At 57.7% G+C, this 17,751-nt stretch carries 16 protein-coding genes and 1 tRNA gene; 7 read left to right on the plus strand and 10 right to left on the minus strand.

Features of this window, described 5'->3' with window-relative positions; genetic code table 11:
• Positions 1 to 14: 14 nt before the first annotated feature.
• The 8 genes from rpoB to J2S70_RS02605 all read right to left on the minus strand — a co-directional run bounded on the left by rpoB (position 15) and on the right by J2S70_RS02605 (position 7,770).
• Positions 15 to 3,479, minus strand: a complete 3,465-nt coding sequence (gene rpoB / locus J2S70_RS02570) for a DNA-directed RNA polymerase subunit beta (protein WP_307682187.1) — start codon at positions 3,477 to 3,479, stop codon at positions 15 to 17.
• Positions 3,480 to 3,940: 461 nt separating this feature from the next.
• Positions 3,941 to 4,333 (minus strand): 50S ribosomal protein L7/L12, encoded by a 393-nt coding sequence (rplL, locus tag J2S70_RS02575; RefSeq protein WP_307682188.1) that lies wholly within the window; start codon positions 4,331 to 4,333, stop codon positions 3,941 to 3,943.
• Positions 4,334 to 4,411: 78 nt separating this feature from the next.
• Positions 4,412 to 4,933, minus strand: a complete 522-nt coding sequence (rplJ, locus tag J2S70_RS02580; RefSeq protein WP_307682189.1) for a 50S ribosomal protein L10 — start codon at positions 4,931 to 4,933, stop codon at positions 4,412 to 4,414.
• Positions 4,934 to 5,219: 286 nt separating this feature from the next.
• Complete coding sequence (gene rplA, locus J2S70_RS02585; RefSeq protein ID WP_307682190.1) at positions 5,220 to 5,930, minus strand: 50S ribosomal protein L1; 711 nt, start codon at positions 5,928 to 5,930, stop codon at positions 5,220 to 5,222.
• 64 nt (positions 5,931 to 5,994) lie between these two features.
• Positions 5,995 to 6,429: a 50S ribosomal protein L11 gene (gene rplK / locus J2S70_RS02590; protein ID WP_307682191.1), complete on the minus strand. Its 435-nt coding sequence runs from the start codon at positions 6,427 to 6,429 to the stop codon at positions 5,995 to 5,997.
• Positions 6,430 to 6,538: 109 nt separating this feature from the next.
• Positions 6,539 to 7,372, minus strand: a complete 834-nt coding sequence (gene nusG, locus J2S70_RS02595; protein WP_307682192.1) for a transcription termination/antitermination protein NusG — start codon at positions 7,370 to 7,372, stop codon at positions 6,539 to 6,541.
• 25 nt (positions 7,373 to 7,397) lie between these two features.
• Positions 7,398 to 7,640: a preprotein translocase subunit SecE gene (gene secE, locus J2S70_RS02600; protein ID WP_307682193.1), complete on the minus strand. Its 243-nt coding sequence runs from the start codon at positions 7,638 to 7,640 to the stop codon at positions 7,398 to 7,400.
• Positions 7,641 to 7,697: 57 nt separating this feature from the next.
• Positions 7,698 to 7,770: transfer RNA gene (locus J2S70_RS02605), tRNA-Trp, on the minus strand.
• Between the two features lie 234 nt (positions 7,771 to 8,004).
• Here J2S70_RS02605 and J2S70_RS02610 point away from each other — a divergent pair.
• On the plus strand, positions 8,005 to 9,207 hold the full coding sequence (locus J2S70_RS02610) for a pyridoxal phosphate-dependent aminotransferase (RefSeq protein WP_307682194.1): 1,203 nt from the start codon (positions 8,005 to 8,007) through the stop codon (positions 9,205 to 9,207).
• Here J2S70_RS02610 and J2S70_RS02615 read toward each other — a convergent pair.
• Positions 9,204 to 10,454 carry a phosphotransferase gene (locus J2S70_RS02615; RefSeq protein WP_307682195.1) on the minus strand — a complete coding sequence of 417 codons (1,251 nt, stop codon included), beginning with the start codon at positions 10,452 to 10,454 and terminating at the stop codon, positions 9,204 to 9,206. The genes J2S70_RS02610 and J2S70_RS02615 overlap by 4 nt on opposite strands.
• 92 nt (positions 10,455 to 10,546) lie before the next feature.
• On the opposite strand from J2S70_RS02615, the gene J2S70_RS02620 reads away from it, so the two are divergent.
• From J2S70_RS02620 to J2S70_RS02645, 6 genes are all read left to right on the plus strand, one after another.
• On the plus strand, positions 10,547 to 11,566 hold the full coding sequence (locus tag J2S70_RS02620) for an adenosine deaminase (RefSeq protein WP_307682196.1): 1,020 nt from the start codon (positions 10,547 to 10,549) through the stop codon (positions 11,564 to 11,566).
• Positions 11,567 to 11,807: 241 nt separating this feature from the next.
• A complete protein-coding gene (locus J2S70_RS02625; RefSeq protein ID WP_307682197.1) occupies positions 11,808 to 12,866 on the plus strand; it encodes an extracellular solute-binding protein in 1,059 nt (352 codons plus the stop codon).
• Between the two features lie 56 nt (positions 12,867 to 12,922).
• Entirely contained in the window at positions 12,923 to 13,825 is a 903-nt protein-coding gene (locus tag J2S70_RS02630; protein ID WP_307682198.1) for an ABC transporter permease, read from the plus strand.
• Positions 13,822 to 14,610, plus strand: a complete 789-nt coding sequence (locus tag J2S70_RS02635; RefSeq protein ID WP_307682199.1) for an ABC transporter permease — start codon at positions 13,822 to 13,824, stop codon at positions 14,608 to 14,610. The genes J2S70_RS02630 and J2S70_RS02635 overlap by 4 nt, the downstream gene beginning before the upstream one ends.
• The gene (locus J2S70_RS02640) at positions 14,607 to 15,692 is read left to right on the plus strand and encodes an ABC transporter ATP-binding protein (protein ID WP_307682200.1); all 1,086 of its coding nucleotides are present in this window, start codon (positions 14,607 to 14,609) and stop codon (positions 15,690 to 15,692) included. The genes J2S70_RS02635 and J2S70_RS02640 overlap by 4 nt, the downstream gene beginning before the upstream one ends.
• On the plus strand, positions 15,689 to 16,474 hold the full coding sequence (locus tag J2S70_RS02645) for an MBL fold metallo-hydrolase (RefSeq protein WP_307682201.1): 786 nt from the start codon (positions 15,689 to 15,691) through the stop codon (positions 16,472 to 16,474). The genes J2S70_RS02640 and J2S70_RS02645 overlap by 4 nt, the downstream gene beginning before the upstream one ends.
• A gap of 105 nt (positions 16,475 to 16,579) precedes the next feature.
• Here J2S70_RS02645 and J2S70_RS02650 read toward each other — a convergent pair whose 3' ends face one another.
• On the minus strand, positions 16,580 to 17,746 hold the full coding sequence (locus J2S70_RS02650) for a UDP-N-acetylmuramate dehydrogenase (RefSeq protein ID WP_307682202.1): 1,167 nt from the start codon (positions 17,744 to 17,746) through the stop codon (positions 16,580 to 16,582).
• Positions 17,747 to 17,751 lie beyond the last annotated feature (5 nt).

Below are 17,751 nucleotides of genomic sequence, written 5' to 3' on the forward strand. Positions count from 1 at the left end.
CGACGGTTAAATTGTTAAAAGTCTGCACCGGTTTCGAGATCTTCAAGACCCGTGGTGATACCTGCAGATTGCGGGGAACGGAACGCGTCGTCGTCGGAGTCTTGGAGCGAAATAGCATTCCCGCTCGCATCCAGCGCTTCGACGTTCAAACACAGCGAGCGCATCTCCTGGACGAGCACCTTGAAGGACTCCGGAAGGCCTGGTTCAGGAACGTTATCGCCCTTCACAATGGCCTCGTAAACCTTCACTCGACCAACCGTGTCATCCGACTTGATCGTCAACATCTCTTGGAGCGTGTGCGCGGCGCCGTACGCTTCAAGCGCCCACACTTCCATCTCACCAAAACGCTGACCACCGAACTGGGCTTTACCTCCCAGCGGCTGCTGGGTGACCATCGAGTACGGGCCTGTGGAACGCGCGTGAATCTTGTCATCCACAAGGTGGTGGAGCTTGAGCATGTACATGTATCCAACCGATACCGGATCCGGGAATGGATCGCCCGTACGGCCGTCAAACAGCCGTGCCTTACCGGTGTCGTCAACCATGCGCTCCCCGTCACGATTCGGCTTCGTCACGCTGAGCAGACCCTTGAGTTCGTCGGCTTCCACACCGTCAAACACCGGGGTTGCGACGGTACGGCCAGGTTCGGCCTCGATCGCATTCTCCGGCAGGCGCATCGCCCACTCTTCACCGGCCTTGCGCGCTTCAGTGGCATCCCAGCCGTGCTTGGCAACCCAACCCAAGTGGAGTTCAAACACCTGACCAAGGTTCATACGCGAAGGAACGCCGAGCGGATTCAAGACGATATCCACTGGCGTGCCATCCTCGAGGAACGGCATATCTTCAACGGGCAGAATACGCGAGATCACGCCCTTATTACCGTGGCGGCCCGCCATCTTATCGCCAATCGCGATCTTGCGGCGCTGCGCAATGTGAACGCGTACCGACTGGCGGATATCCGAGGGCAGTTCATCGTGGTTCTCTTCCGAAAACTCCTTGACGCCAATAACGATTCCTGCCTGGCCGTGCGGCACACGCATGGACGTATCGCGCACTTCCTTAGCCTTCTCACCGAAAATCGCACGTAGCAAACGCTCTTCCGAGGTCAGCTCCGTTTCTCCCTTTGGCGTGATCTTGCCAACGAGGATATCGCCAGCCGTCACCTCAGCTCCGACACGAATAATGCCGCGTTCATCAAGGTGGGCGAGCGCCTCTTCCGAAACATTGGGGATATCGCGCGTAATTTCTTCGACGCCAAGCTTGGTGTCACGAGCATCGACTTCGTGTTCCTCAATGTGGATCGAGGTCAATAGATCCTCGGACTGGCAACGTTGCGACAGGATGATCGCATCTTCGAAGTTGTAACCATTCCACGCCATGAACGCAACCAGCAAGTTCTGGCCGAGCGCAAGCTCGCCACCTTCGGTTGCAGGGCCATCGGCGATCAGCGAACCCGCCTCAAGCCGGTCGCCCTCACTCACCATGACTTTCTGGTTCGTGGAATTACCCGGATTCGAACGTTCAAACTTTGCAAGCCGGTATGTACGGTAGGTGCCATCGTCCTGTTCGACGGTCACGTGGTCGGCATCAACTTCGATCACGACGCCGGGAGCCTCGGCTACCAGCACGTCACCGGCGTCGACGGCCGCGCGGGTTTCGATACCGGTGCCAACCAGCGGTGCGACAGGCTTGATCAGCGGAACGGCCTGGCGCTGCATGTTCGCGCCCATGAGTGCGCGGTTGGCGTCGTCGTGTTCGAGGAACGGAATCGCTGCAGTGCCAACGGACACCATCTGACGTGCAGAAACATCCATGAAATCGACGTCGGCAGCCGGGATCAGCGCTGGTTCACCTCCGGGTAGGCGCACCAGCACCTCGTCCTCGGTGAACTCGCCCTTCTCGTTCATTGGAGCCGAAGCCTGGGCCACCGTGTAGCGGTCCTCATCTGCGGCATCGAGGTACTCGATCTCGTCGGTTACTCGCCCATCGACGACCTTACGGTACGGCGTTTCGATAAAGCCAAACGAGTTCACCCGACCATAGGTTGCGAGCGAACCGATCAGGCCAATATTCGGGCCTTCCGGCGTCTCAATCGGGCACATGCGGCCGTAGTGCGAAGGATGGACGTCTCGAACTTCCATCGAGGCACGGTCACGTGACAAGCCACCCGGGCCAAGCGCCGACAGACGGCGCTTATGCGTCAAGCCCGCCAGCGGATTGTTTTGATCCATGAACTGCGACAGCTGCGAGGTTCCGAAGAACTCTTTAATCGCGGCTACAATCGGCCGGATATTAATCAACGACGACGGCGTGATCGCCTCGGCATCCTGCGTGGTCATCCGTTCACGGACCATACGGTCAAGGCGAGCCAAACCGGTGCGTACTTGGTTTTGGATCAGTTCACCAACCGCACGGATACGGCGGTTACCAAAGTGGTCGATATCGTCACGTTCAACGATGACCTCGGCGCCGCCGTCGATCGTCGTCGTCTCTTTTTCTCCCGCATGCAAAGCGAGGAGGTAACGAATAGTCGCCGTCATGTCGGCAAGTGTGAGCTGGCGGTCATCAACCTCTTCGGGCAAGCCAAGCTTCTTGTTGACCTTGTAGCGGCCTACCTTGGCAAGATCGTAACGCTTGGGGTTGAGGTAGAAGTTATTGAGAAGTGTGCGGCCAGCTTCCGCCGTTGGCGGCTCACCTGGGCGAAGCTTGCGGTATAGATCCTGAAGGGCCTCTTCCTGGGTGTGCACCGCGTCCTTATCCAGCGCATCGAGCAGAAGCGGGTAATCCGAGAACTCTTCGCGAATCTCTGATTCCGTCATACCGAGTGCCTTGAGGAAGACCGTCACCGACTGCTTACGCTTGCGGTCCACGCGCACGCCCACCGAGTCGCGCTTGTCGATCTCGAACTCGAGCCAAGCACCGCGCGAAGGAATAATCTTCACATTGTAGATTAACTTATCCGAGGTCTTGTCCGGTGTTACCTCGTAATACACGCCCGGGGAACGAACCATCTGAGACACGACCACACGTTCCGTGCCGTTAATAATGAACGTGCCTTGAGGGGTCATCAGCGGGAAGTCGCCAATAAAAGTGGTCTGAGACTTAATCTCGCCGGTTTCGTAGTTCTGGAACTCTGCCGTCACGTAGAGCGCAGCCGAGTAGGTGAGATCCTTTTCTTTACACTCAGCGATCGACGCCTTCTCACCTTCAAGATGAGGATTCGACAGCACGAGCCCCATCGTTTCGGCCGTGTTTTGAATTGGTGAAACCTCGTCAAAAATTTCTTCGAGGCCTGACTTCTCCCCCGGCGCAGCATTCTCGCGCCATTCGTCTGAGCCAATCAGCCATCCGTAAGAAGAGGTTTGGAGTCCAAGTAGATCCGGTACCGGAAGTGGCTCCTCGATTTTCGCGAATGAGACGCGATCAGAAGTCAGCTTGCCGTTTACGACAGTTGTATTAGAGGTGCGCGAAGCAGCCAAAGGGCGATCCTTCCCTATAAATTGGTTAGGCCAGCGTGAGCCTCACATCTGTGCCACCGCCAAAGTTTTGGAAGTTTCAAGCACTTAACCAAACAAACTTGGGTACGACGAATGAGAGTGCACACAAGCTTCAAATTTACTCTCAAGGCGCATGAAAGTCTAGCCCCGCCCATGTGGAAGGGGTCACGACACCTAATAACATCCGTGATCCTCGAATCACCTCAGACTGTGTCTTCTTGAGGGTTCCTCGATACACGGAGTCTTTTTCGCGGATCTTCACCTACGTGCAATACCTCCGCTACACCGATGACTTTCGCACACTACGGCGCGATTTGCAAGCGACTCGCCCCGGTAGCATGAGAATCCCCCGGGTGCACGGTATGGAACCGTACTTCCCGGGGGATTCGTCTCAACCGCTGGTGATTCACCAACAAGTCAATATGCGGCCAGTGCCGCAAAAATTACTTGAGCTCGACGGTCGCGCCAGCTTCCTCAAGCTTAGCCTTCGCCTCGTCAGCTGCTTCCTTAGCTGCAGCTTCAAGAACAGGCTTCGGAGCTTCATCAACGAGAGCCTTGGCTTCCTTGAGGCCAAGACCGGTGATCTCACGAACGACCTTGATGACGGCAATCTTGGTGCCGCCTGCTTCGGTCAGAACGACGTCGAACTCCGTCTGCTCTTCGGCAGCGCCGCCCGCGTCGCCACCAGCTGCCGGCGCACCGGGAGCAGCAACGGCAACAGGAGCTGCAGCTTCGACGTCGAATTCTTCCTCAAACTTCTTCACGAAGTCGTTGAGCTCAACCAGAGTGAGCTCCTTGAACGCTTCAATTAGCTCTTCAGCAGTGAGCTTGGCCATGATAGACCTTCCTTCCTTTGCCTACTTGCGAGGCAGTCACCTCTTGCGAGGACTTTTACATTGTGTTTGATGCTGCGCTTAGGCAGCGGTTTCCTGCTTCGCACGCAGGGCGTCAACGGTACGAACAGTCTTCGTGGCGGGTGCCTTGAAGACGAATGCAGCCTTAACCAGCGAAGCCTTGAGGGCTCCTGCTGCCTTCGCGAGGAGGACTTCGCGCGATTCGAGATCTGCGAGAGCTTTAACGCCGTCAGCGTCGAGTCGCGCACCTTCCATCACGCCGGCCTTGAGAACGAGCTTGTCGTTCTCCTTAGCGAAGTTCTTCAGTGTTTTAGCTGCGGAAGCGACGTCACCGGTGACGAAAGCGAGAGCTGTCGGGCCTGACAGATCATCCGTGATGTCTGCGATCCCAGCTTCTTTTGCTGCGATGCGGGCGAGCGTGTTCTTTGCGACGTGGTAACGCACCCCGGCACCAAGCTCGCGGCGCAGAGACTTCATCTGCTCCACGGTCAGGCCGCGGTACTCAGTCAGCAGAACAGCGTCCGATTCACGGAACGAATCCGTGAGAACCGCAATCTCAGCCTGCTTCTCGGTCCTTTTCATGGGACCTCCTTCCGATACTTTGCCGCAGTAACCGGGCAATAAAAAACCTCGCGCACGCAGGCACGAGGTTACATGAGCGATTTACTCGACGTAAACGCATAATATTCTCTGCTATACCTGCGCGGGCTTCGATTGCTCGAAATCAACTCCGAAGAGACCTGCGGTCTTGGGCATGTTCAACAGTAATGGCTCGGCGCACCGGTTTCAAGGCACGCCTTGGGAACGTGCCCGACATAACAGGGCGGGGCCCGCATGATCGCGGGCCCCGCCTCGTTGAAAAGGTGCGCTAGTCTTCTTCCATGTCCTTGCGCGTCTTGGTGGCATCCAGGCGAATACCTGGGCCCATCGTCGTCGCAACGGTCGCCTTACGGATGTAACGCCCCTTGGCCGATGCCGGCTTCAGGCGGAGGATTTCCTCTTGAACAGCCGCGTAATTATCGAGCAACTGATCGAGCTCAAAGCTCGTGTTACCCACAATAAACGGAAGGTTACCGTGCTTGTCCACGCGGAACTCGACGCGCCCGCCCTTGATGTCCGAAACAGCCTTCGCAACGTCCATAGTCACGGTTCCGGTCTTCGGATTCGGCATGAGGCCACGTGGGCCAAGAACGCGGCCGAGTCGGCCAACCTTGCCCATCATGTCCGGGGTTGCGACTGCGGCATCGAAATCGGTCCAACCACCATCGACCTTCGCGATCAGATCGTCGTCGCCAACTTCGTCCGCACCGGCATCAAGTGCCGCCTGGGCATTCGGGCCCTGCGCAAAAACGATGACGCGGGCGGTCTTGCCCGTTCCGTGCGGAAGGTTAACCGTTCCGCGCACCAACTGGTCAGCCTTGCGCGGATCAACGCCTAGGCGGAACACAACTTCAACAGTTGATTCAAATTTGGTGACGGAGGTTTTCTTGGCGAGGTCGAATGCCTCGCGCGGGGAATAAAGTTCGCCGCGCTGAACGAGTTCAGCCGCCTTGCGATAGTTCTTTGAGCGCTTTGCCATTCTGCTTTTCTCCTTCGGCAGTCGTGGGAAGCGAGCCAGCTCCGGGCTCTACCACGTATCGCTATTAAATGTTGTCGGTCGTTACGCCCATCGAGCGTGCCGTGCCCGCAATGATGCGTGCGGCGTTGTCGATGTCGTTCGCGTTGAGGTCCGGCTCCTTGGTTTTGGCGATCTCGCGCAGCTGATCTGCGCTGAGGTGGCCAACCTTATCGGTGTGTGGAACACCGGAACCCTTCTTGATGCCCGCGTACTTCTTGATGAGGTCAGCGGCCGGCGGGGTCTTCGTAATGAAGTCGAATGAACGATCTTCATAGACGGTGATCTCAACCGGGATGACGTTTCCACGCATGGATTCAGTCGCGGCGTTGTAGGCCTTGACGAAGTCCATGATGTTAACGCCGTGCTGACCCAGCGCGGGGCCAATCGGTGGCGCAGGAGATGCTGCTCCAGCTTCAATTTGAAGCTTGATCAGACCTGCAACCTTCTTCTTCGGTGGCATATTTGATCCTTCTTTATTACTTGGAAACCATCACCATGGCAACGGTGATGGGCGTCAATCAGCGGCAAAGAAACGGGTGCCTTGCGGCGGTTTGGCTGGAGTTGCCGAACTACTCCATCTTCTTGACCTGGCTGAAGGACAGGTCGACCGGGGTTTCCTGGCCGACAAGAGTCATGAGCACGGTGAGCCTCTGGTTCGCCGCGTCAACCTGTGAAATTGTAGCTGGCATTCCGACCCACGGCTCCGTGGTAAGGGTCACGGTCTCGCCAACTTCGTAGTCGGTAACAAATTCCGGAGCGCCCGCAGTAACCGGTTTACCAGCGGCTTTAGCTGCTTCAGCAGCTTCTTGTTCGACGACGGGCGTGAGCATGTCCACGACTTCACGTTCAGTCAAAGCGACCGGATCGCGCCCATTGCCCACAAAGCCGGTCACACCGTTCGTGTCTTGAACAGCTCGCCAGGAGTCATCGGTCATTTCCATGCGAACAATCGCGTATCCGGGCATCCGAACGCGCGAAACAAGCTTGCGCTGGCCCTTTTTCACCTCGTAGACCTGCTCCATCGGAACCTGAACCTCGAAGATGTAATCTTCCATATTCAAGGTGTGGATACGGTATTCGAGATCCTGCTTAACCCGCTTTTCGTATCCGGCGTACGTGTGCAATACATACCAATCGCCAGGAAGTCCGCGAATTCGCTTGCGAACGGTCTCCTCGGTGACTTCATCCTCGCTACCTTCAGCCTCGACGTCAGCGGAGCTGGTGTTCTCGCCTTCCTCAGCGTCATTCTCGGCAGGGGTCTGCACCGCTTCGGTGTCCTCCACCGGTTCTTGATCGGTAGTAGACTCTTCGGCAACTTCAGGTTCCTGCGCAGGCGCGGAGGCATCCCCGGCACTTGCGGAATCAGAAAAGAGTTCCTCGCCTGCGAATTCTTCCTCGGACATCGTCCCTACTTTCGTTTCCAGTTGCCTAGCCAAAGATCCAGAACATGGACTGATTGAATACAACATCCAAGAGCGCAACGAAGATCATCACGATCGTCACAAAGAACACCACTGTAAGGAAAAGGTTCCACAGTTCTTTACGCGTGGGGCGCTGAACCTTCTTAAACTCGGCAATAACTTCCTTAAAGAAAGTGACGATTCGCCGCCACAGACTCTTCTTCTCGGCGGACTCACGGCCACGTGACGATGCGCTTGCTGATTGGCTCATCGATGTTGTCCTCTCGGTTTATGTGGAAAACGGCCCATTCTAGGGCCGCCTTCATTGCAGGGCAGGAGGGACTCGAACCCACAACCGCCGGTTTTGGAGACCGGTGCGCTACCAATTGCGCCACTACCCTATTGCCTGACATTCATGATGCCTGACGGGGTGTTACCAATAAAGGCAACTCGCACAAGTCTAGTCAGAATGACGCTAAAACTCTAGGTGGATAGCTCCGTTCGGCTGTAATTCTCACCACGTTGCCTGCCTTGACGACGTCGTTGGCACTAGTTTCGGTATCGCGCACGTCTCTCGTACGTACACATGCTGAACAAGCCAACCGGCTTTCATCTGAGTCTGCGAACATATTCCTATGGCTACACAACCTAAGAACAGAGTTTCCAAGCGCCTCGCAGCGCTTCAACCATCGGCAACCCTCGCCGTCGACGCAAAGGCAAAGGCTCTCAAGGCCGAAGGCAAGCCGGTCATCGGCTTTGGTGCGGGCGAACCGAACTTTCCCACCCCGGCTCATATCGTTGAGGCGGCGGTCGAGGCCGCAAAGGACCCCAAGAATCACAAGTACACCGTGGCTAAGGGCCTGCCCGAGCTGCGTGCGGCGATCGCCAAGAAGACCAAGGCCGATTCCGGAGTCGAGGTTGATCCCGGCAACATCATTGTGACCAACGGTGGAAAACAGGCCGTTTACCAGGCCTTCGTTTCCCTGCTTGACGACGGCGATGAGGTCATCCTGCCAGCCCCCTATTGGACGACCTACCCCGAAGCGATCGCGCTTAGCGGCGGTGTTGCAGTCGAGGTGCTCGCCGGTTCTGATCAGGATTACAAGGTCAGCATTGACCAGCTGAACAGGGCACTCACCGAGCGTACGAAGGTGTTGCTACTGTGTTCGCCGTCGAACCCGACGGGGTCCGTATACAGCGCCGATGAACTTAAGACGATTGGTAACTGGGCGCTCGAAAACGGCATCTGGATCATCTCAGACGAGATTTACGAACACCTCGTATACGAGGGTGACATGGCCTATATTTTGGCAGAAGTTCCCGAACTTCAAGACCAGACGATCATCGTCAATGGCGTAGCAAAAACTTATGCCATGACGGGTTGGCGCGTGGGCTGGATGCACGGCCCTGCCGACGTGATGAAGAAGGTGGCTAATTTCCAGTCGCACATTACGTCCAACGTATCTAACGTTTCCCAGCGCGCTGCACTTGCGGCGCTCGAGGGCGACCAGAGCGTTGTGGCGGAGATGAAAGAGGCCTTCGACCGCCGTCGTAAGACCCTCGTTGAGATGCTTCGTGAGATTGACGGTTTCGACGTTCCAATGCCGACGGGAGCCTTCTACGCGTACCCGAACGTGTCAGCTCTCCTGGGCAAGGACATCAACGGCCGGGTGGCGAACACGACCTCCGAGCTTGCCGAGCTCATTCTCGAAGAGGTCCAAGTTGCGGTGGTTCCTGGTGAAGCCTTCGGCGCTCCCGGCTACATCCGCATGGGATATGCCCTATCTGATGAGGACCTGGTCGAGGGCGTGGAGCGGCTCCAAAAGCTGTTCGCCTAGGCGCGGTTTGCGGGAAGGCGCGCTGGCAAAGCCGCGTCTGCCTCCCCCGCTTTGGCAAGCCACCATTCAACGACGTCGAGGCGCGAGCGAACCTGCGACTTCCAGTTCTTGCGCCCGCGATGGCGCGGCGATGCGACGAGCGAGAGCACGACGCCCGCAGCTGAAGCCGCGAGCGCAACCGGATCGACTTTCGAGCGCAACCGGTCAAACCAGCGGTCAGCAATTGCCTGGGCCTGCGCATATCTGGAGTTCAGGCCGGGGAGCACCGAAAGGTGCCCGAGGAGGCAGCCCCAGTCGTCTGCGCGGTATCCGGGGCCGAAGGAGTCAAGGTCGAGAAGGCCGCTGACTCGCCCGGTTGTGGGTGAGATCAAAATATTTGCCTCGTAGAAGTCGCCGTGGGTGGGCACGAGCGGGCCGTAATCGGCGGTCGAACGGTATTGGCGGATTGCGGCGGCGGCTTCCCGTGCACGCCCGGTGATCTCGGGCATGGCGATGCTTGCCGCATGCGCATAGTGTTCGCATCGATCGGCCCACACCGGGCGGCGTCTGAGCGCGCGCCCAATAATCGGCAGGGCGTCGAGGGTGCGCGTCAGCGAGTCGAAGGTGGCATCCAGGTTTTTTCCACTTGCATAGGAGGTGGACAGTGCCACTCCCGGCAGTGCCGAAGTTAGAACGAGGCCGTCTTTCGTGGCGGTAACCACCGTTGGAGCGGGCACTTTTGCCTGATCGAATGCGGCATGCCGGGCCGTGAGCGCTTCGACGACGCCGGGGCGCACAACCTTCACGTAGTACCGCTCAGTTTCTCCCTCAATTTTCAGTACGGCACGCCGCGTTGGCCGGTATCCGAGAAGTTCGATATCGACGTGTTGGCCGATGAATGCCGAAAGTTTTTCCGGATCGCACGCAAGCTCGAGGGCCGGCAGTTCCGGATCGGCCGGGTATTCCCACACGTGCACGGGCAGGCCGCCTGCGTAAAGTGTTTTTGCTCCTGCCCGTTCGAGCCGTTCTCGGCGAATGCGTGCCGTGGAGGCAAGCAGGTAAAGATCTTCACGGAGCCGGCGCTCGCCGTCGAACCGATCCCACACGAGAGAATAGCCAACCGAAACACTGGCGCCGGGGCGATGGTTGACCGCGTGTACGTGCCACGAACGTAAAATACCCGCCTCATCGAGTGCAAGCCGGAGCATGTCGCCTGCCGATTGCCCGGTGAGAAGGGCAAGTGCACGCCGTTCGTCGCTAACTCCCATAGCTCATTTATAGAAGTCTTTAAGCTTTGCCTCAACTCATCGGCGTGTAGTGTGCCGTGCAGGTGGGGTGGGCTGGCGGCTAAGCTATGGGTATGCGCAACCTGAAAACCCTTCCTAAAGCGCACCTTCATCTACATTTCACGGGATCGATGAGGGTGTCAACGCTCGCGGATCTCGCCCAGGAGCAAGGGATTCGGCTTCCGGCAAATCTCACTGATGCAACCGCCTTGCAAGTTCCCGCGGGCGAACGCGGATGGTTCCGTTTTCAGCGTGCCTATGACTCGGCGCGGAAGGTCGTACGCAGTGAAGCGGCGATGCGGCGAGTGGTGCGCGAAGCGGCTATTGACGATGCGGCGGAGGGTTCGCGCAGGCTCGAACTTCAAATCGACCCCACGTCATATGCCCCTTTCGTCGGCGGCATCACTCCGGCGCTTGAGATCGTGCTTGACGAAGCGGCGCTGGCCTCCACCGCCACCGGGGTTGAAGTGGCGATCATTGTGGCTGCCTCGCGAATCAGACATCCCCTTGATGCACGTACACTCGCCCGGCTTTCCGCCAAACATGCGGGCAACGGGCCAGGGCAAGTGATCGGCTTTGGGCTATCCAACGACGAGCGCCGAGGGGTCACCTCGAAATGGTCTGCGGCGTTCAATATTGCGCGCCGGGCTGGGCTTGCCTCCGTGCCCCATGCTGGGGAGCTACTTGGCCCCGAGCACATTCGCGAGGTCGTCACGCATCTGCGGCCCACGCGTCTCGGGCACGGCGTGCGCGCCGCCGAGGACTCAGACCTACTCGCGCGCATCGTTGGTGCCGGTATCGCGCTAGAGGTTTGCCCGACGTCGAACGTGCAGCTGGGTGTTTATTCCTCGCCGGACGAGGTGCCCTTACGCAGGCTTTCCGACGCCGGTGCGCAGATCGCGTTGAGCGCCGACGATCCGCTGCTCTTTCTCGCCCGGCTCAACGATCAGTATCAGATTGCGCGAGATCAGGGATTTTCCGACGCCGAACTTGCCGATTTCGCCCGGGATTCAATTACTGCGTCAATGGCCACGCTCGAATCTAAGCAAAAGTGGTTGGCCGAAGTTGACCAGTGGTTGGCGTCTCCGGCTTGATCGACGGGGATCGCTTCAACCGTGGGAGGTCGCTAAGGTTCCGCGGAGATCCGTAAGCCACGGAAAATCGAAAGATCGGCGTTTCACGGATCACCGCCAACGAGACGGACCACCACAAGACACGAAGCGCTCCCCTACCTTTAAGCATGCGTTAACCCTGAGTTTCATTAACCGTGTGAGAGTTGTGCAGTCTGCTCCTGCAGAAAATCAATTTCCATTACACACAGTAAGGCACAACGACATGACGATCTCAAAGAGCCGTAAGCTCAAGACACTCGTTCTTACTGGCGTTACCGCACTGGCCCTGACGGCATGCGGCAACACCGGAGCGCTAGACGAAAACGACGATTCCAACGGCGGCGCGAAGTCCACCGGCGGCCAGGTTATTACCTACAATTCACCTGCTGAATGGGGTAACTTCGGCAACGTTCACAAGGCGTTTACCGAAAAGACCGGCATCGACGCACCGAACGATCCAAAGAACTCCGGGCAGGCACTTGCGGCGCTACAGTCGGAAAAGGACAGCCCGGTAGCCGACGTCGTGTATACCGGCATCGCGTTCGCACCGCAGCTGATGGCTTCCGATCTGCTCGAACCCTACGTTCCAGAAAACGCTGATCAGATCGATGACAATCTCAAGGATCCAGACGGCCACTGGCACACCGTTCACTCCGGCGCCGTCGCCTTCATCGTCAACGAAGATTTCCTTGACGGCGCAGCCGTGCCCCAATCCTGGGACGATCTGCTCAAACCAGAATACGAAGGTAAGGTTGGCTTGCTCGCCCCAACACAGGCAGCCGTAGGCTACTCGGTAGCAACCGCCGTTAACTTCGCTATGGGCGGCGACTTCGAGAACTGGGATCCCGGCTTCGAATACCTCGAAGCGCTCGTGGATAACGGCGCGATCATTTCCGCGCAGACCGCGACAGCCAAGGTTTCGCAAGGCGAAATCCCGATCCTTATCGACGCCGACTTCAACGGTTACAAGCTCAAGTCTGAAGGCACCAACGTCACCGTTGTACTGCCAGAGGAAGGCACTATCCTTATCCCCTACACTATGGGTCTAGTTAAGGGCGCACCGAATCCGGAAAACGGCAAGGCGCTGCTCGATTTCTACTTCTCTGAAGAAGGCCAGGCTCTGTGGGCTGAAGGGTTTATGATCCCCGTTATCGGTGAAGTTGATAACCCAGACATGCTGCCGAAGTCCGAATACGACGAAAGGGCCAATGCTGTCGACTACATCAAGCAGGGCGAAGTCCAGCAAGACTTCAACGACCTGTACCGTCAGCGCCTCGGCTAAGACGCGAACCTGTGGTGGGCTGCGAATAAGCGCAGCCCACCCTTGTAGGACGTTCTATGACTGACATACTTATGGCCGCCCCGTCGGCACCAGCAAAACCCGAACGAAAGAAAAAGCGTGGCTTAGGATGGCTCCTTGCCGTACCCGCCGCTCTCGTCACCGCAGTGTTCGGGCTATACCCGCTATTCGTTTTGATCTACACCTCATTCGGATTGGGAGAACTGGGACCTTACGAATCAGAATCCTTTGAAGCGCGAGGTCCACTCAATGGTTACATTCGTGCGCTCGTCATCAATGACAGCGTTCGTGAAGCCATTAAGAATTCGCTCATCGTGGCCGGAGGAGCCGTTGTCATCACGGTAGCTCTCGCAATTCCCCTCGTTCTCTACTTGGCTCGCCAAGCGCGCGCGGGTAAACAAACAGGTGGAATTGATGTACTCATGACGTTTCCCATCGTCTTGCCAGGCATCATCATTGGCTTCTTTATGATCGTGCTTTTCGGCCGCAACGGCTTGCTCGTAGGGGCAATTCCGGGTACGCGCGGACTGGCCTTCACGATGGTTGGCCTCATGATTGCCTACGTGTACTTCTCAATTCCACGAGTCGTTGGGCCACTGCGTGGCGCAGCCGAAATGCTCGACCCCGATCTTCAAGACACCGCCTACTCTCTTGGTGCATCTCGAACCAGAGTATTCTTCACTGTCACGCTGCCACTAATTTTGCCGGCAGCGATTGAAGTCGCGGGTACAGCAGCCGCGGTCGCTCTGGGTGGATACGGAACGGTTGCGGCACTTTCCGAGGGTGTACGGCTATTGCCCCTCGACGTCGTCGACACGCTCAACAACGGTTATCACATCGCCACCGCATCAGCTTACGCGGTGATCTTGGCGCTCCTAACCGTGCTGTGCCTAGCAGTGGGCAACGTGTTGTCCAAACTCGTCAGGAGGGCATTCGCATGAGCGTACAACGCAATACAATCGGCCGGGTCATGGTCGTACTGGTGAGTCTATTCATCATAATCCCGGTGATCGCAACTATCGTGACCGCGATGTCCGTCAACTCCTCCCGTGGAGCTTTCGGCGACGGCGTCACACTCGACTGGTTCGTTATCGCGTGGAATAATATTTCCCCCATGATCGTGCGATCATTCTTGGTTGCACTGCTCGTGGTGGCGTTAAACATCCTCATCGTTTTCCCACTGGCGTGGTACTCGCCCAATCTTCCCGGTTGGATCCAGCGAATCCTCCTGCTATCGGTCAACCTACCGCTAGCGGTACCGGGCATCGCGCTCTCGATCGCACTGATCGGAACCTTCGCCGCACTTCGGCCGTCTGGAATACTTTTGATCTTCGGCCATCTTGTGCTCACGATGCCATTCACGCTTTCATCGCTCTTGCCCAGTTTGCGCGATCCAACCGTGCGGGAAGCTGAACAGGTAGCCAGATCTCTAGGTGCATCTTGGCCGCACGTCATCCGCACTGTCACGGTGCCCTGGGTCAACGTGGCACTCCTTCAAGCCATAACCATGGTATTCGCGATTTCGTTTGGTGAATTTAACATTTCGTTCTTCATCAACCCGCCGGCATCTCCGATGGCACCATTCGCACTATTCGACGCGTACTCGACCCAACGGCTCGAAATCGCGTCCGCACAGAGCGTTATTTTCATTTTGTTTACCCTCCCCATTCTCGCGGCTGTGACGTGGGCGCGCGGGCTGGTAACACGACGTAAGGCAGATTCATGACAACTCAAGATCCAGCCGTCTTTGACGGTCTAAAAGCAGATCAGGGCCTCGAAGTGGAAAACATCGAGGTTCGGTACGGCAAAAAAGTTGCCGTCACCAATATTTCACTCGGTGTAGAACCCGGGAAGATTACGGCAGTTATCGGGCCGTCCGGTTGCGGAAAGTCCACAACTCTGAAGGCCGTTGCCGGCTTGAACTTCGTTTCCGCTGGCAAGATTTTGCTCGGCGGTAAGGACATTACTGACCTTTCGCCAGACAAGCGCAATATCGGCCTCGTCCCACAGTCCTATGCTGTTTTTCCGCACATGTCCGTGGCGAAAAACATCGGGTATGGCCTGCGGGCCCGCAAAGTCGATTCAGCGCGGCTAGAAGAACGAGTTCAAGAAGTATTGGAGCTCGTGCAATTGACAGAGTTTGCTGATCGTATGCCCGATCAACTTTCGGGTGGTCAGCGCCAACGCGTTGCACTTGGCCGAGCCATCGCCGTCGATCCCGAGATCCTCCTCCTCGACGAGCCCCTCGCCGCTCTTGATCCGCAGCTGCGTTCGGACCTTCGCCGCCAGCTGGCCAACATTATCGAAGCGGCGGGAATGGGCACCCTCATCGTCACTCACGACCAGCACGAAGCCATGGCTCTTGCCGATCACGTGGCGATCCTCAAAGAGGGCGTTATGGTCCAGTACGGTACACCCGAAGAGCTCTTTGAGCGCCCCGTCAACACTTTCGTCGCGGACTTCCTCACGAATTCCACGCTCGTGGACGCCAAAGTCGAAGGTGACGTCGTCGAACTCTTTGACGGCGCATGGCAGGTGCCCGTCAGCGCGATGTCAAAGCAAGCCGATGCCCGCGACCCGCAGGTGCTCATCCGCAAAGATTCGCTCGAGGTGGTTGGTGCTGGTGAGCCAGGAAGCGTGCAGGGCACCTTCGAATCGGTCGAATATGCGGGCGGCAAGATGTTGACTGTAGTTAACATCGACGGCACGCGCATCCAAAGTGAAACCGAGGAGCTCGTCAGCGCCGGAGACACTGCGCACTTCGCAATCCGCCCGGGCAAGGCCGTGCTGATCGGAGGTGGAGCATGAGTCTCAGCGTAGAAGTTCTCGGTGCGAACGCCACTGCACCCGACGCCGTCGGCGCCGCATCCGGCTACCTCGTACAGGGTCAAACCGGTGTGGTGAAAGTCGACGCCGGGCCGGGCACCATGATGGCGTTCATGCAGGCGGGCCACCAGCTTGAAGACCTGCGCGCCATTGTCTTGACGCACCTGCATGCTGACCATTCGATCGACATTATGACGTGGGCCTACCGTTGGACCTTCCCCACCGTCAAACCGTCAATCCCGCTATATGTTCCACGTGGGGAGACGTACCAGCTCGAATCCTACGACGATCTATACGGCATTCCTACGCTGCCGACGATGAAACGGCCGATCACCGGCACCTTTGACATTCGGGAAATGGAGCGCGACGGCGAAAGCTCCTTCGAGGTTGACGGCCTGACATTGACCGCCTACCCGGCTCGTCACGCGGTGCCCTCGGCCGCTCTGCGATTCGAACGGGATGGAAAGTCCATCGTGTTCTCCTCGGATACGGGAGACTGCGACGGGCTTCGTGCGGCCGCGCAAGGCGCCAACGTGTTCATCGCGGAAGCTACCTATCTGGATCCCAATCCGGAGGCGATGGCGGCACACGGGCACCTCACGCCCGCGCTTGCCGGTGAAATCGCCAAGGAGTGCGGAGTAAAGAAGCTGGTGCTCACACACCTGTCTTTCTCCTCCGACGCCGAAGAGTCAGCCAAGCGAGCCGAGGCAACGTTTGGTTCACCAGTTGAGGTTGCCGTACCCGGACTGCGTATAACGGCCTAGCAGCTGGGCCTAACAGCTGATGGTATAGAAGCACGCAAGAAGTGGGCGGCAGGATCATCCTGCCGCCCACTTCGCATTGCTAAGACTTTGTCCAACTGGTTGAGCTCAGATATCTAGGCCGACAACTACCGGTTCGGGCACGAGCCGCACACCAAATTTTGCTTCGACGCCGTCGCGAATTTCACGTGCAAGCGCTGCAATATCTTCAGCTTTTGCTTGGCCGCGATTGGTGAGGGCCAGGCAGTGCTTGGTAGACAGCGCCGCCGGGCCGGGCATGTTGTAACCGGCTGGGAATCCGGCATGGTCGATCAACCAAGCCGCAGAGGTTTTCACCTGCCCCTCAATTCGCGGGGCGGCTGCGCCAATCTGGTTGACGGCGTCGTGCTTAGCCACGTCAAAACGCGGCGCGCCTTCAGGCAACCGTGCCGCTTCTTCTTCCGTGAGCACGGGATTCGTGAAAAACGAGCCGAGCGAATACGTGTCACGATCCGAATCATCCAGGACCATTCCCTTCGACCTGCGCAGCTCAAGTACCGCGGCCCGCACTTCGGAGGAGGGAGCGCGCTCACCTAGCTCAATATCCAGCTTCTTGGCAAGCTGGGCGTAGCCAACCGGGCGTGAAAGAGTTGCCCGGCGCATGTGCAAATCCACAGAAAGAACGATCCAGCGCGGGCTTGGCCCGAACTCAGCCAGTGAGCGCTTAAGAATCGAATCTCGGTAACCAAACTTCATATCGGAAAGAAACAGGGTGCGAATCTGCTTGGTCTGACGATCATAGGTGCGTACCGAAGCCAGTGTTTCCGCCAGTTCCTGACCGTAGGCGCCAATATTTTGCACGGGTGCGGCTCCCACCGAGCCCGGAATTCCTGATAGTGCCTCGATTCCCATCCAACCGCGCTCGACAGCGAACACGACGGCGTCATCCCACGGCGTACCTGCAGTCAGGCGCATTTGCGCTCCCCCGCAACCATCATCCATCAGCTCGGTGATTTCAGTGCGAGTATCTCTTACGACGACGCCGGGAAACGGCTCATCCGAAGCGAGGACATTGGACCCTCCGCCAATGACGAGAACGGGGAGCCCCTCGGAATCGGCCTGCGCTACGGCATCGATAATTTCTTCCTCGCTATCGGCGCTGACCACCTCGCGCGCCTGGCCGCCAACACCGATAGTCGTCATCTGAGAAAGAGATTCTCTGCCACGCATTCGGTGGGACGGAACTGGCGGTAGCGTCGTCGTTGGCTCAGAAGGTTCTGGAATGGAGCACGTCATGTCTT

Origin of the sequence: Trueperella bonasi (genome assembly GCF_030811535.1) — a bacterium.
Taxonomy (GTDB): domain Bacteria; phylum Actinomycetota; class Actinomycetes; order Actinomycetales; family Actinomycetaceae; genus Trueperella; species Trueperella bonasi.